The organism is Apibacter sp. B3706 (genome assembly GCF_011082725.1).
GTDB lineage: Bacteria > Bacteroidota > Bacteroidia > Flavobacteriales > Weeksellaceae > Apibacter.
This window is the reverse complement of sequence record NZ_CP049715.1, coordinates 474875-491163: the sequence shown is the minus strand read 5'-3', so window position 1 is coordinate 491163 and position 16289 is coordinate 474875. Positions and strand designations below refer to the sequence as shown.

Annotated in this window: 12 protein-coding genes; 2 read left to right on the top strand and 10 right to left on the bottom strand. The window is 31.3% G+C overall.

Going from position 1 to position 16289, the window contains the following annotated elements; translation table 11 throughout:
* Positions 1–11: 11 nt before the first annotated feature.
* From G8C41_RS02210 to G8C41_RS02190, 5 genes are all read right to left on the bottom strand, one after another.
* Complete coding sequence (locus G8C41_RS02210; RefSeq protein WP_221411313.1) at positions 12–2267, bottom strand: TonB-dependent receptor; 2256 nt, start codon at positions 2265–2267, stop codon at positions 12–14.
* A gap of 266 nt (positions 2268–2533) precedes the next feature.
* On the bottom strand, positions 2534–3349 hold the full coding sequence (locus G8C41_RS02205) for a histidine phosphatase family protein (RefSeq protein WP_160566836.1): 816 nt from the start codon (positions 3347–3349) through the stop codon (positions 2534–2536).
* 19 nt (positions 3350–3368) lie between these two features.
* Positions 3369–4316, bottom strand: a complete 948-nt coding sequence (locus tag G8C41_RS02200) for an endonuclease/exonuclease/phosphatase family protein (RefSeq protein ID WP_166005967.1) — start codon at positions 4314–4316, stop codon at positions 3369–3371.
* Between the two features lie 10 nt (positions 4317–4326).
* Positions 4327–6588 carry a TonB-dependent receptor gene (locus tag G8C41_RS02195; protein ID WP_166005966.1) on the bottom strand — a complete coding sequence of 754 codons (2262 nt, stop codon included), beginning with the start codon at positions 6586–6588 and terminating at the stop codon, positions 4327–4329.
* A 105-nt stretch (positions 6589–6693) separates the two neighbouring features.
* Positions 6694–9021: a glycoside hydrolase family 3 protein gene (locus G8C41_RS02190; protein ID WP_166005965.1), complete on the bottom strand. Its 2328-nt coding sequence runs from the start codon at positions 9019–9021 to the stop codon at positions 6694–6696.
* Positions 9022–9662: 641 nt separating this feature from the next.
* On the opposite strand from G8C41_RS02190, the gene G8C41_RS02185 reads away from it, so the two are divergent.
* The gene (locus G8C41_RS02185) at positions 9663–10523 is read left to right on the top strand and encodes an N-acetylglucosamine kinase (protein ID WP_105297966.1); all 861 of its coding nucleotides are present in this window, start codon (positions 9663–9665) and stop codon (positions 10521–10523) included.
* Between the two features lie 110 nt (positions 10524–10633).
* The gene (locus tag G8C41_RS02180) at positions 10634–11428 is read left to right on the top strand and encodes an SDR family NAD(P)-dependent oxidoreductase (protein WP_185150448.1); all 795 of its coding nucleotides are present in this window, start codon (positions 10634–10636) and stop codon (positions 11426–11428) included.
* A 45-nt stretch (positions 11429–11473) separates the two neighbouring features.
* Here the strand turns inward: G8C41_RS02180 and G8C41_RS02175 are convergent, their stop codons facing one another.
* The 5 genes from G8C41_RS02175 to G8C41_RS02155 form a co-directional block, all read right to left on the bottom strand.
* Positions 11474–11995, bottom strand: coding sequence for a Dps family protein (locus G8C41_RS02175; RefSeq protein WP_255466985.1), 522 nt, complete (start codon positions 11993–11995; stop codon positions 11474–11476).
* A gap of 52 nt (positions 11996–12047) precedes the next feature.
* Positions 12048–12461 carry a hypothetical protein gene (locus tag G8C41_RS02170; RefSeq protein WP_185150282.1) on the bottom strand — a complete coding sequence of 138 codons (414 nt, stop codon included), beginning with the start codon at positions 12459–12461 and terminating at the stop codon, positions 12048–12050.
* Between the two features lie 213 nt (positions 12462–12674).
* On the bottom strand, positions 12675–14324 hold the full coding sequence (gene pgi, locus G8C41_RS02165) for a glucose-6-phosphate isomerase (protein ID WP_166005964.1): 1650 nt from the start codon (positions 14322–14324) through the stop codon (positions 12675–12677).
* Between the two features lie 117 nt (positions 14325–14441).
* Entirely contained in the window at positions 14442–15083 is a 642-nt protein-coding gene (locus tag G8C41_RS02160) for a hypothetical protein (protein ID WP_105297969.1), read from the bottom strand.
* Between the two features lie 59 nt (positions 15084–15142).
* Complete coding sequence (locus G8C41_RS02155) at positions 15143–15754, bottom strand: outer membrane beta-barrel protein (protein ID WP_105297970.1); 612 nt, start codon at positions 15752–15754, stop codon at positions 15143–15145.
* Between the last annotated feature and the right edge of the window lie 535 nt (positions 15755–16289).

The window sequence follows — 16289 nt, the reverse complement described above, 5'->3', positions numbered from 1 at the left end:
ATTATTATAGGTTAAAAAGAGTATTTAAGACCAAACTCAACTGTAAAAGGACGGATGTAAGTTCCTGAAAGAATAGTTCCTTCCTTCTTTTTAGCTTCTTCGGAAGTTAAGATCAAATCAGAATCCCCCATATCTCCTTTAGCTCCCCTTTGATTGAATAAATTTATCACAGTTGATGAGAAACTTAAGTTTTTGGTAATAGCATATTGTAAACCGGCAAAAGTTTCCCAACGACTTGCAAAATATATTGTATTCGGTCTATTGGCATATTGTTTACTAAAATATCTTGCACTCGCCCAAATCCTTAAATCTTTCCAAACATAACTCGGATCAATCTCTAATAAAACTTTAGAAATACCCGTTACATATTTGTCTGTGAAATCATATTTAGCTGCTGCACCGTCTTTAAATTTAACTTCTCCGACAAAATTTTTATATTTTGGACTTTGTAAAGTGATCAAAAAGTGTAATTCAAAGTTTTTTATGGGTTTTGATATGATATCTGTAGTCCATCCTATAGTTTCAATATCATAATTTGTAGTTTCTCTTTTCACTTCTCCCGGATTATTGGGATTGGAAAAATTTACTGTTGAACGATATTCATTACGAGTGATATAGGTTGCCTTAGAAACTATACTTGCTAACGGATGATTGAAATATACTCCAAACCCTGCAGTTGGTATTTTAGATTTTTTGATTTTAGGATCAACTCCAATGTTATAATATTCTAGGTGTCCGGCTTGTTCATTGTAATTAACCTCACCTAGTAAACCAAATTTAGTGGTCATTTTATATACTGCATTTAACATGTAGGATTGATTAACCCAATCTTTATTTATATCAGTTTTAGGTCCTGTTAATGTTTGCAATCCTAAATTTCTGTCCTGGTAATCTCCCCGTAATGCTTGATACTCAATACGTCCACCCAAATTTAATTCTAATTTATCGGCCAATAACCACTTATCTAATATATATAATGCTAATTTATTTTCATTCCCATTATGATATTCTAGTCCTTGATTTAAATTAAAATCTCCATTGGCATTTGCCGTACCTCCTACTTGAATTAATTTTCTTGGATTCGGTGCCACCTCTTGAAAATACATAGCAGATTCTGTAGCATATTTATCCACTTTATAATGCCATTCGTTTAAACCAACTTTCAAATCGTGGTTTCCTATCTTTTTACCTAATTCAACAGTACCGGTTATAGATTTAACAGGAGTTTTTCTTGTTGCTAATATTAATACCCCTTGTGCGTTATTTCCCATATAAGCTTCTCCCGTATCAGCATATACATACTCTCCCGGTTTTGCTTCGGAAACTCCTGCCATAATAGGTATGTAAATTCCCACTTTGGATGAATGGTAACGAACCATGTAATTTAAATAAAATCCATTATCAAATTTGTTATTACCTAGTAAATCAACTGTATGGGATTCTGTTCCGAAATCGTCTAATATATCTTTTTCTACCAAATTTCCGGTAAAAGCATCCATTAATGTTATTTTTCCGGATCTTTCATGATACGATTTCCGCCCAATTTTAAATCCCGATATTTCACTTACATCCCCATCTTTTCCATACATAAAAGGGCTGTAATTATACGTTAGATTTTTAACATTAACATATTTATATAATACTGAAACTGAGCCTTCTCCTCCTCTGTATTTATAATCTTGAGTTAAGGCCATTTTATACATTTGAGTTTTATCGGCATAATATTTATCTATAATTGATGGTTTAAAAGTTCCCGGGTCAAAGCTCAGATAAGCACCGGCTGAATATTTAAGTCCCTTAGTATTTATAGGTCCGCTCACATTTGCACTTCCTCTCATTAATCCAAAATGATTGGATTCTAAATTAACTATACCTTGAAGCTTATCTGTGCCTAGATTATCAAACGTATTTAAGGAAAAACCTACATCTCCAATATTGATAAAGGTTTGTCCTAAGTCAAACAAACCCGTACGATTAAGCGTAACATCGGATCTCCATGCTTTAGTAGGTAGTTCCGGCCAATAGTGGAATACTACCGGAAGACCATTCTCAAGAATAGTAGTACCTCCTACTGAAGCGGGTAGACCGATATTTACATCTCTGGGACCGGTACTATTTGCTGCATTTAACATGACATTCCTATCATTTTTCTGTTCTATGTCTACTTTTATCGTATCATTTTTCGTTTGATTTTGACTATATATTTCATTGGTACTAATCAGTAATAAAAGTACTGACAATGAATATATACTATTTTTATTTCTCATCTTTTATAAATTTTATTTCAGTGGTTACGTGCTCTGTTCTTTTTTATATACACAGAGTTTTATGTTCTTTGAAATTGATGAATTATAACAGTATCAAACACTAAAAATTTTTTAAGCCGACTAAATGATAGTTTTTCATGAAAACCATATATTACAAATAAATTAAAGTATTTATACTATTATGTAAATGCGTATAAAACATCTTATTCAATTATTTAGAATGCAGTAAATCTTAGTTGTTCTTTAACTTCTTACTTGATTTATTTTTATTTGCCTAATACCTTTTTTCCTTTTTCCACATAACTCATATCTCCAAAAGATTCAATCGTAAACTTTCCGTCTTTGTAGATTACCTTTGAAACTGCTGCATTTCCCATATGTGTTCCTGTTATTTTTTTACCGCTACTGTCTAAATCTGAAAGAAAAACGCTAATTGCCATTCCATGAGCGACTAATAATATGTTTCCTCCTCCTGATAAAGCCTCTTTTTCAGCTATTTCACGAATGGCTTTCTGGCCTCTCGCTTTAACATCTTCATAATTTTCTCCTATTCCTAAGGTTTCTAACGTTTTAAATGTGTTCATGGCTCTTTTTAATATTTCAGGATTTTTTGCCATATCGGCAAAAAGTTCTTTTGATGATTTATAGTGTAAATAGAGAGCCGCATCCCCCCACATTTTCGAGTTTAAATCACCTTCGTAGCTACCAAAATTGGTTTCCCTTAGTTGAGGTACTTCTGTTATTGCTAATTTTTCTTGACCTTTAGTATCTAAGACTATACGAGCTGTTTGCCTGGCCCTTCCTAAGTCACTGGAATAAGCTGATTTAAATTTAACATCTTTAATTCCTTCCCCTAGAAACTTAGCCACTTCCACTCCTTCGGGTGTTAAAGGGGTATCTGCCCAACCTTGCACTCTATCCATGGTATTCAATATAGTCTTACCATGGCGAGTCACATATAAGATTACCGTCTTATCTTGTTTCGTTGATTTTTTATTTTGCCCATAAACTTGTGGGTTAATTGATACGGTCAATAGCATGAAAACTATCAACTTAACATTTAATAGTACAGAGTTTTTCATTTATTTACATTTTATTTATTTAATTATTAAAATTCAACACCACCGGATAATGATCTGAATAGAGATCAGTAAATTCATCTTTAATTACATCACATTTTATAAGATCATTTTTCATATTTCCGCTAACATAGAGATAATCATATCTTACCGGAGATTTAGATTGATCATAAAATAATTTAGTTGGCGCGGTCGCTTCAAATTCAGGATGGAATAAACGAAGTGCATCTATAAATCCAAAATCAAGTATTTTTTGCTGGATAGTATAATCTAACTCGTTGTCTTTACCCAAATTCAAATTATACGGTCTTTTCTTTCTGTCTTCCCGTATAAAATTTCTGAGTTTATTATCTTTATATGCACTTTTATCCAATGGAGAAACTGAATTTAAATCCCCCATAAACAACCATTTATCACTAGATGGTTTGGATTGGATGGTAGCTAAAATTTGATCCACTTCATAACCTCTTTTCTCAGATGAAAATGGGTGAAAATGAGTAACTATAAAATGAAATCCTTCAATTTCAGCTTCTATATATCCATGAATATTATTATCTAATACCCGATGAACATTTACAATCGGGTATTTTGAAGTTATAGCCACCGGAAAAGTTACAGAGCCATCGGTAGAAGGTTCTCTGACAATAACACAATAAGGGTGACCATAACTTTCTGCTAATTTTCTTAAATTTTTTGGATTTGCTCCTTCAGGGGCAAACTCATAAATTCCTGCAGTAAATCCATTCATTTCCTGCAGGGCCAAAATATCCGGATCTTGTTTACGAATCCATTCAGCAAATTTGAATTTATCTTTAGTTGAGTCCTGTTTCATTCCCCAGTAAACATTGTAGCTAATCAACTTCATTATTTTCTTTTTGATATTGCCTTGTGCATGAATAGGGCTTAAAGGAATTAGAAGGAATAAAAAGAATACTAACCTATATTTAAAATAAATCCAATACTTGCTCATTTTTTATTTTTTAAAATTTAAACTTAGTTTTAAATTCCAGGGTAAAAGGTCGGATGTAAGTTCCTGCTACCGGTTTATTATAATAAGGAGTAGGATCTACAGCTGTATTAGTTCCAGAAATAGAGCCTTGTGCACCACTTTGGTTTAATAAGTTAACCGCACTTACTCCAAAACTCAGGTTACTGTTATATTTAAAATCTATACCCGCAAACGTTTCCCATCTTCCTGCAAAAAATAATGAATTCGTATAATTTGCATATTCTTTACTGAAATATCGCGCACTTCCCCAAAATTTAAATTTCTTCCAATTATAGCTTGGGTCTAATTCTATTATGGTTTTTGATACGCTTCTTGCTATATTCCCATCGTAATCATATTTTACATCATACGCTTCAAATTTGTAATTTTTGTATTCGGGATTTTGTAGGGTAAGTAACATATGAAATTGAAAATTTTTAAATGGTGTAACCAAAGCATCGGTTGTCCATCCTATGGTTTTAACATCATAGCTAATAGTTTTTTTCATATAATCGGTTGGATCTTTTGGATTGGTAAAAGTGGAATTATTCGTAAAATTACTTCTCTGAATGTAGGTAACTTTAGATACTACTCTTACCAAAGCATGGTTAAAGTATATTCCGAATGAAGCTCCGGGTATTTTTGACTTTTTAATTCCCGGGTCGTCTGCACCAGCATAACTACTTAACTTTCCACCTAATTCCCCATAGGTTGCCTCTCCTTGAAGTCCAAATGAAGGGATGATTTTCCATAGTGCATTGACTGTAAAAGTTTTATTAATCCAATCTTTTTTAACTTTTGTTTTATTTCCGGATACCCAATTTGTTCCGGCTAATTTTCTGTCTTCCCCTTTATACCATTCTCCATTAATGTTTTGCCATTCCAATCTCACACCTCCACCCACTTGTATTTTATCAGAAGGCGTCCATTTTTCAGTACCATATACAGCCATCTTATTTTCTCCACCGGTATAATATTGCATAGCGCCATTATGATTATATCCTCCAAATTCGTCTGAACCTTTTCTTGGTGTCCAAGTCCCGGTAAGTGGATCGTAATTTTCTTGAATTAACAGTGATGGATTTGGAGCCACTTCATGATAATAGGAATAAGAGGCCGTATTATAATTGTTGATATGGTAATACCATTCATTAAATCCGATATTCCAATTGTGTTTAGACGTTTTTTTGCTTAATTCCACGCGGCTCATATAAGTATTGAATGGAGCTCGGGGGGTGAAAAGCATTAAAACCGATTGTACTTTTCCATTATAAATGTTATCGGAACCTACATAGCGGAAACGTGTTTTACCTTCAACCGGGTTACTTATGGATGAATAGTACGGATTAAAATATCCGGATTCAGCATATTGATATCTAAAAATATAATCCAGCTTCATCCCATTTGTAAGACTATTTTTTCCGATGATATCGAAAATATGATTTTCACCTCCACTTCCTTTCATTATATCTCGAGTAGTATATTCTCCTGAAAGCGGATCTATATAATGCACCAATCCGGATTTTTCCAGATAGGAATCTCTGCCTAATTTGAATCCTTCTACTGCATCTACTTTTCCGTTGGAACGATAGTAATAAGGATTTTGTTTAGTTGTTATCGCTTGTGAACTGATAAATTTATATTGTACTCCAATTTCTCCTTTTCCGTCATTGTATTTTTTATTTATAAATACTTTATAAATTTGAGTTTTATCTAAAAATTGCGAAAAGGCAGATGTAAATGTTCCGGGATCCATGTTAGCATAAGCACTAACCGAATAATAAAATCCGTTTTTCATCGGTCCACTTACATTAAAGCTTCCTCTTAATAATCCGTAAGAATTGGTGACAAATTCACCTTTACCTTGTAATTTATCTGTTCCTTTATTGGTATAAGTATTTACTGATACTCCCACATCCCCTACGCTTATAGCGGTCTTTGCAACATCTAATACGTCCATCTTTTCAAAACTGGAATCTGACCTCCAGGCCCTCACGGGCATTTGTACGACGTAGTCCATCACAACCGGTAACCCATTTTCTAAAATAGTAGTTCCTCCCACACTTGCCGGTAAACCAATGTTTACATTTCTTGGCCCGTTATCGGCTGAGGCATTTAACATCACGGAAGTGTTCTGATCTTTTTTTACATCTGTTTTAGTTTTTAAACTATCAGATTTATTCTCTTGTGCCTGTATCAAATTCATAGTAGAAACAATCATAATAGCACTAAGAGACTTAACTGCTCTTCTCATACTTAATTAATCTTTTTGTGGTTTTAGTTTAATTATGACTTTATATTTTATATCATTATAATTTGTTTTTTTTATTTATAGCATATTATTAACCTAAATTTATATTTATTTTTTTATACCGTATTTTGCGGTCCTAGAATCTTTGATAACACCTTTCCAATCTAAACCAAAACCAAAATTATAGACATTCCCTTCGCTGTCTTGATGACATTCCATGTCAAAAGGAATATCTTCTTTCTGTTTTTCAACCGTGTTCATATTTGCAGGCATTTGAAGGGGTAATAATCCGGAGGGTTCGTATTTCCCGGAAATAATATCCATTATGGCTTGTTCTCCAATTCCAAATCTTGCTATTATTCCATCAACTCTAGATTCAAATTCATTAAAAATCATAGGGCGACTGATATTTACTACTACTATGACCGGTTTATTTCCCATTTGACTTTTTGTAGTTAATATGGTAGATAGATCGGATGAATTGGAAACGGTAACCGTTTTATCTTTGTAACTTCGATCTTTAATTGAAGGATCTATTACGGGATCTCCTGCTGCTATACTGTGCTCACGCGCATTTAAAGCCGTATAGCTGTTATATTGTAAGGAAATGGGAACATATCCATTTCCTCCATTATTTCTATCGGCTATATCATATCCCCCGCCATCGTTGTTAGTTTGAGGACTTGAAACAAAGACTATGGAAAAATCTGCTTTTTCAGGATCTTCTGTAACATGATAATATTTCTTAACTAACTCTATATTAACCGAATAATCTAATTTTGGTTCAGACCATTTTCCCCACCAATCTTTTATGGAAGGTTGATAGTTTTTTGGTATATATACCGTTTTTTTATCTTTTATAGGTAGTATTCGTTTTTTATTTTTAAGCAATACCACTGATTTTATTTGTGCTTCATAACCCGCTTGCATAAATTCAGGATTTCCAACTGTTTTAACACTTTGCTCAACGTTTAAATACGGATTTTCAAACAATCCCAGCCTGAAAATATTTTTTAATAATCGTATTCCTGATTGCTCAAAACGATTTCTCATATATTTATTCCCGTATTCCTTTACTCCCATTTTGTAGGCTTCTAATATGGGTTGCATAATATTGTTGCCTCCAAATTGATCCATTCCGGCCATTAAGGCAATATAATGTCTTTGAGCTATGGTTTTATTTTCCACTCCCCAAGGCTTACCTTTAAATTCATCCGGAGTTTTACCCTCATTGGCTGTTATCAGCCAATCTGTACATAACACCCCATCATACCCAAACTTATCTCTAAGTAAATCGGTAATGATATATTTATTGAAGCCATTTGCATAATTACTTCCGTCTTTTGATTGATTATATGAAATGGTGTAATAAGGCATAACTGCTGAAGCTTTGGAAGTTTTTCCATTGAGATTAAAAGCTCCGTTAACAAAAGGGCTCATGTGTGTATCAAAATTATTCCCTGGATATACTGCATATTTTCCAAACGCCCAATGTGCATCTCTACCGCCCTCTTCCGGTCCTCCACCCGGCCAATGTTTAACCATTGTATTAACACTTTTATATCCCCATCCGTCTGCAATTTCATCTTTACCAAAAGAAGTTTGGAAACCATCTATATAGGCCCTGGCCATATCTGTAGTTAGTTCCGGGCTTTCTCCAAATGTCATGTAGATTCTATACCATCGGGGTTCTGTTCCTAAATCTATTTGAGGAGATAAAGCTGTAGTTATTCCTAAAGCCCTATATTCTTGTGCTGCTATATTACCAAATTTTTGTACAAGTGACGGATCAAATGTTGCTCCTAAGCCTAACCCATCCGGCCAAAGTGATATGGCGCCTCCTGCTCCTGCATTAAATTCAGATTTTATATTTCCGGTAACTTGGTCAGAATGTCGGGGATCTGAACTTGTATTTCCCGGAATTCCTAATCCCAACCCCTCCACGTATGCTTGCATTTGATTATTCCATCGTGCTGCAACTTCAGGGCTTTGAACCGAAGTTATTAATATATGTCTTAAATTATCCTTTTGCAGAAATTTTTTCTGTGCGTCTGATAGTTCCCAAGGTTGTGCTCCACTGGCAGAAGAGATTTTTCCATTATAGGTTCCAGATGCAAATCCACTATCGTTTGAAGGTATAGCTTGATGATTACTATAAAGCATTAATCCTGCGATCTGTTCCAAGGACATTTTTTGAACTAAATCTTTAGCCCTTTCATCTGCGGATAATCTCCAATCTTCATATTTATCAAGTTTTCCGTTTCTATTAAGGTCTTTGAATTTCAAACCGTCAACAGTTATAATTTTTACACCTGATAATGGGGAATACCCTAAATTGACTCCATTTCCATTATCGATTAAAATAAATTCTTTTTGCTGCGCTTTTGAAAAAAAAAGAGACAAGATTGTTAAAGTAGTAAAAATCTTTCTTCTCATATATGTAGTTTTTAATTTATTTTTTATAAAAATTACTATAAACATGTAAGTTTTACGTGTTTATACAAATATAAATTAAATATCCTATGATAATATAAATTATCAAAGATATGTAAGCTAACCTTAAATCATTATACATTTAAATATATCATTATCATATAATTAACAATATTCTAATTGATTAATATCATATTTAGAAATGATTAATTTTATCTAATTTTAAGGTTAAAATGGTGTTTTTGATACTTGGAAACCTTACCATTTCATTGACTTATTTGAAGTAAATGTTAATTTTTTAACAAAATTTTAATTTCTCCATATTTTATTGGCAGAACAGGGTATCTATAAATTTAATATGCATAAATTTAAATTTATTTTATTTTTTATACCTAATCGTATGATTTAAATCAACATTTGATAAATATTTACAGTTTCAATGATATCTTTTATTAATTTTAGTCTGTAAAGAGATAGTTAAGCTATTTCAAACATTAGTATATATACTTATTAGTTGTAATAAATTGAGCATCTTAACCATTACTAATAAGATAATTTAACCAACATTTATAGAATATTTATTTTTACTATAAATATTTTTATTTTGTACTTTTGAAACATAACTAAAATTAAAAACAAAAAATATGATTCTTCTAGCAGATTCAGGTGCTACTAAAGCCGATTGGATAGCCATTGATAATAATGGCAATCGTCTATTCTCAACACAAACTAAAGGTTTAAGTCCCGAAGCCATAAATAAAGAGGAAATGATCAAAAGATTAAATGAACGTTTTGACATTTACCAAAATAAACCCGCTGTAAAAAAAATATTTTTTTATGGGGCAGGATGTGGAACTGATAATATGAAAGATATTGTAAGAAATGCATTAACAGAATCTTTCCCTAATGCTGAAGAAATTGTGGTTGAAGAAGATACCTATGGAGCCGTTTATGCAACCACGCCTCCGGGAACTCAAGCCATAGTATGTATCTTAGGTACCGGATCCAATTGCAGTTATTATGACGGAGAACTTTTACATCAAAAAGTTTTATCTCTAGGATATCTTTTAATGGATGATTGCAGCGGTAATAAATTAGGAGCAGATTTGATTCGTGCCTATAATTTTAAAACACTTCCTCATGAATTATCAATAAAATTGTCGAAAGAGTATAATATGGATATAGATTTTATAAAAGAAAATCTATATAAAAAACCTAATCCCAATGCTTATCTTGCCACATTTGCTAAATTTATTATTCAAAACAAAGATCATGAATTTATCCAGCAAATCATTGATAAACAAATTCAAACCTTTATCGATTTATATATAAAACAATACGATAATTGTACTCAAGTCCCAATCAATTTTAATGGTTCTATCGGTTTTTATTTAAAAGATGAATTAGAGAAAAAATTATCTGAAAATGGAATGAAATTAGGTATAGCTTTACGAAGACCTATTGATGGTCTAATTGACTATATCTGTACTCATAGACTTACTTAAAATTTGAATTTTAATTGGTTTAAAAGGAATGAGTATGTCATTCCTTTTTTCTTTTTGGATAGCTAGATTTTAAAATTAATTTTATTTTTGTTTAGTATTAAACTATAAAAATGTCTAAAACAATTATAATTACAGGAACCTCATCCGGCGTGGGATTGGCTTTGGGAAATTATTTATTTAAGAAGGGTTACAATGTATACGGTTTGAGTCGTTCAGTACCTAAAAATGCTAAATTTACTACTATTCCAACTGATATAACTAATGAAAAAGAAGTTGATGATGCATTAGATCAAATTCTTGCTAAAAATTCAACCATTGATCTGTTAATCAATAATGCAGGTAAAGGTATGGTTGGGCCTGTTGAAAACGCTAAAAAAAATGAAATTATAGATTTATTCACCCTAAATATTGTGGCACCCTCTTATCTGACTTCAAAGGTTTTACCAATTATGCGTAAAAGTAATAAAGGTAAAATTTTTAATATATCATCGATTGGAAGTGAAATGGGTCTACCATTCAGAGGTTTTTATTCGGGTTCAAAATCTGCTTTAGACATGATTACAGAATCGTTGCGTTATGAATTAAAAAATTCGGGTATTGAGGTATGTACAGTAAATTTAGGGGACATACGAACAGATATAGCAGCTCATAGGATTAAAAGTGATATTTCGGTTGACTATGCTAAAGTTTTTGATAAAGTATATGATCATATGAATGCGGATGTTTCAAATGGTTTAGACCCCGAGACTATTGCTCCCTTTATAGAAAAATTATTTACTCAAAAAAATAAATTAAAACCCCATTATTATTTTGGAACAGCTATCCAAAAATTATCTATTTGGGTTAAAACCATAATTCCACAATTGTGGTTTGAAAAAATTATAGCTAAATATTCAGGTTTGTAACAAAAAAAACCTCTTTAAAAGAGGTTTTTTGTACTTAATTTATAATTATTTAGCTGAGGCACGTAGCATCCATGCCATAGATTCGTGCTGTTCCATAACTCCGGTTAAAAAATCACTGGTTCCATCATCTTTATTTTTGTCAGCAGTTGGTATAAATCCTGCCCGGATCAAACGGATGATCGTTTCATGATCCTGACATAATTCTACTAATATAGTCTTTTCGTCATCTACTTCTTCTCCGTCATGTTCTAGTAAGTCAACTACTGCACTGAATTGTTTAAATGATCCCAGCGCATAATGACCTAATTTCCTTATCCTTTCTGCCACTTCGTCAATAATTTCTGCAATTTCTTTATATTGCTCTTCTAATAATAAATGTATAGATCTGAAATGTGGACCTTCTACATTCCAATGAAATTTTCTGGTTTTCGTATAAAGAAAATATTCATTGGCTAACAATCTGTTTAGTGCATCGGACACTAATTGTTTATTTTCTTCACTAAGCCCTATGTTGGCTTCTATGTGCCTTACTTTTTCAGACACAGGTTTTTTGGTTTTTGTTTTCAAAATAAATTTATGTTTTATAGGTTTTACATACTCTATAATAATAAATAAATGATTATTGTAACCTTTTCAATCTAAACAATAATTGTTGAATGGCTTCTTGATAATCATCAAAAATGGACAATGCATAGTCATCGACAAATAATTCTCTACCGTCTTGTAGTAATAGGTAAAAATTCTCACAATGTTTAATAATATCTTTAGGCGTAGGAGTTTCTTTGATAGTTACTTCAATATCTCCAAATTGAGCATAAGCTGTTTCAACCAAGCGGTCAATTACATCTAATACTGAATCAATAGCCTGATCTAAAGCAATATGTGTTGCATAACTTCCTTTGCCGGTTACTTGCCAATGATATAGTTTTAAACTGCTGTTATATGAAAAAATTTCACCAAAAAATTTACCTAATTTTTTGTTTTTTGAAGAGTCGTTGTAAGTGCTTTTCACTACGTTTTGTTCTTTGATCATAATTTTAAATTTTTAGTTTTCTATTTATTAATATTTGATTTGTATTTATAAAATGCAAATATCAGACCTAAAGCGTTTAACTCTATATTATTTTAAAAACCTATGATAAAGCTGTAATTTGTTTTTTATAGTGAACCGTAAACTTTTGATTTTACGAATAAAAAAAAGATCGTCTGATGAGACGATCTTTTTTTTATTTAGACATATATAAAATTATCTCATTTTTTTATAGGCATTTATCAGCCCATTAGTTGAAGAATCATGTGTAGTTATTTCTTGATCTCCTGATAATTCAGGCAGCACTTTGTTGGCCAATTGTTTGCCTAATTCTACGCCCCATTGATCGAAACTGAAAATATTCCAGATAACTCCTTGTACAAATATTTTTTGCTCATATATAGCAATTAATTTTCCTAGTAATTTAGGTGTAAGAATTTTATATAAAAAGGAATTGGTTGGACGATTTCCTTCAAATATTTTATATGGTTTTAATTTATTAATTTCCTCTTCATTTTTCCCCTGATCTTTTAATTCTTTATAAACTACTTCTTCCGTTTTACCAAAAGCTAAAGCTTCTGTTTGTGCGAAAAAGTTGGATATAAGTTTTTCATGATGATCTGAGACTTTATTTAGTGTTTGGGCACCTGCAAAAAAATCACAAGGAATAAGTTTTGTTCCTTGATGTATCAATTGATAAAATGCATGTTGTCCATTTGTACCCGGTTCTCCGAAAATTATTGGTCCGGTCTGATAATCAACTTTTTTACCGCTCCGGTCTATATATTTTCCATTGGATTCCATATCTCCTTGTTGAAAATAGGCTGCAAACCGATGTAAATATTGTTCATAGGGAAGTAAAGCAACATCTTCAGCGCCAAAAAAGTTATTATACCAAATACCTAATAAAGCTAAAATTACCGGTATGTTTTTATTTAGTTCCGTATTTCTAAAATGTATATCAACTTCATTTCCTCCTTCTAACAATTCGGTAAAATTGTCATATCCGACAGCTAAACATATGCTCAGTCCAATAGCTGACCAAATAGAATATCTTCCACCTACCCAATCCCAAAATTCAAACATATTGTCTTGGTTGATTCCAAATTTTGTAACGGCTTCTTGATTGGTTGATAGGGCAACAAAATGTTTAGCTACTTCAGATTCTAATTTTGCTGATTTTAAGAACCAATCTTTTGCTGTTTGAGCATTGGTCATAGTTTCTTGAGTAGTAAATGTTTTAGATGCCACAATAAACATTGTTGTTTCCGGATTTAACGGTTTCAATGTTTCTACTATGTGAGTTCCATCAATATTGGATACAAAATGTAAATTGAGTCTGGTTTTATAATATTTTAGCCCTTCTACAACCATTAAAGGTCCTAAGTCAGAACCACCAATACCAATATTAACCACATCAGTAATTGCTTTTCCTGTATACCCTTTCCATTCGCCTGAAATTACTAATTCAGAAAATTTTTGCATTTGCGAAAGGACTTTGTTTATCTTAGGCATTACATCTTCCCCGTCAACTATAACCGGTGTATTTTTTCGATTTCTTAATGCTGTATGTAAAACTGCTCTATTTTCTGTCTCATTAATTTTATCGCCACTAAATTGTTTTTCAATTGCTTCTTTAACTTGGGTTTCCTCAGCCAGTTGGATTAATAATTTCAATGTTTTTTCTTCAATTCTGTTTTTAGAATAATCAAAAAGAATATCATTAAATTGTATTGAGAATTTATTAAATCTTTGAGGATCTTCTTTAAACCATTGACGAAGGTGTTTATCTTTTATTTGGTCGTAATGTTCTTTTAATAATTGCCATGCACGGGTTTCTGTTGGATTAATCTTAGATAATGCCATAATACATTTATTTATTAGTAAATACTAGCAAATTTACTTATTTATCACATGTAATCAACAAAAAAACCTCTGAAATAAATCAGAGGTTTTTTATATTATTTTTTTTAATTTATAAAATTAAAAACTGAATTTTTTAGTAACTCCTACGTGAATAGATTTTCCAAACGTTAAGTCAAAATCTTTGCTTTTGTTATAATTTTTATAATCCAAGGCTACGTTTTCTTTTGTATCGCTCCATTCAACTCCTCCAAAAGAAACATTTAAACCAAAATTATTTTTAAAGTTTATAAATAAAGCAGGGGCAAAATCGATGTAATATCCATATCCTCTAACTCTATTTTCAACTAACATATCTGCCTCATTGTAGATAGAATTACCTGGAGTTTTTTTGCTGTCAGAACGGTATTGTTGATACCCGGCTCCTAAATCTGCGTATACACCAAAAATTTCACTAAAAGGTTTATAATAACGAACAAAACCGCCAATTCTACTTTCGTATGCTTTATCTTGAATACTGTAGTTTGGAAGCTTTTCATAAGTATGTTTATCATAAGATAAGCTGGTTTTGGCTCCTACAAACCAATTATCAGCTACTTCATAAGCTATTACAGGTGTAAAAGTAACATTATTGGTTTTTTCTTCATTATAACCATTAACTCTTTTAAGGCTAAAATCTGTACCCAAAAGGATAGAATTCTTTTGAGCTTGAGCAGACAACACACTAAAAAGGGTAAGGGTTGCTATTATAATTTTTTTCATGCTTTTTCTTTTTAATTAGTTATATAACTTTCGTTAAATAATTTTATCCTATAATTAAATTATAGTGAAAAGTTTTTAGAAATACCAATATTGAAAGCATTTCCAAACGTTACATCAACCCCGTTAGATTTATTTTTTGTTCCTTTTTCTTTTAAATGGTTGTATTCAACTCCACCAATGCTAAAATTCAATCCAAAATTATTTTTGAAATTAATGAATAGTGCAGGGTTAAATCCTATGTAAAATCCATCTGCTTTATTTTCATATTTTGCGAAAGCATCATGTCCTTTGGTTTTTTGCTCTTGCCAACCTGCACCCAAATCAGCATACACTGCAAAAGTTTCACTTAATGGTTGTGAATAACGTATAAAACCTCCGATTTTTGAAGTTTTAGTATCTCCATCAAGTAAATTAGATTCTTGAAGTGCTTTACTATCTAAATCCGCTTTTGTAAAAGCTACTTTTGCTCCAATAGTTAAATGATCAGTAAATTGATATCCTAAATAAGGAGCCCATTCGTAAGTGTCCAATTTTTGTTTTCCTGAATTTCCTCCAAATTTGTTTTCGGTGTGGTTGTAACCTACATTACCTCCTAATAAAATACTGTTTTTTTGTGCATTCATAGTTGATAATCCAAAAACTACTGCTGCAAACAACACTAACTTTTTCATAATTTTCTTTTTTGTAAAATAATTTAATTCAAAATTTATTTAATTCTAATTCTTCCACTTAAAAACGTAGTAGAACCTAAATTTAGCTAATTTCGTGTTAAAACTATACTAAATACCGTGCCAAAGTTAACATTATGTTAAAAAAAACATCATATTTACTATTAATTTATATTGGATCAATATACAAATAAATTAACTTTGCATAATTATTCAGTTATATTTTTATAAACAATATCTAAATTTAGCATGCAAATATAATTAAATACTCTCTTATAAAGTAATTTGATACTTAATTTATTTTTTTACATGCAAATTTTGCGTTTTCTATTAAATTAATATTAATTTTTTAAGAAAAAATATTTGTAAATAAAAATTTAAAATGATTTTTTTAACAAATATTGCTGCATTTTTAATTGGTTATATACCAAATACAATTTTTAACATTTTTTTTATTTGTTTTAATTTATAATTGGAAAAATAAAATGTGTCATTTTAGAAAAACAAATTGTACATAAAACGCAAAAAAAGCCTTAAA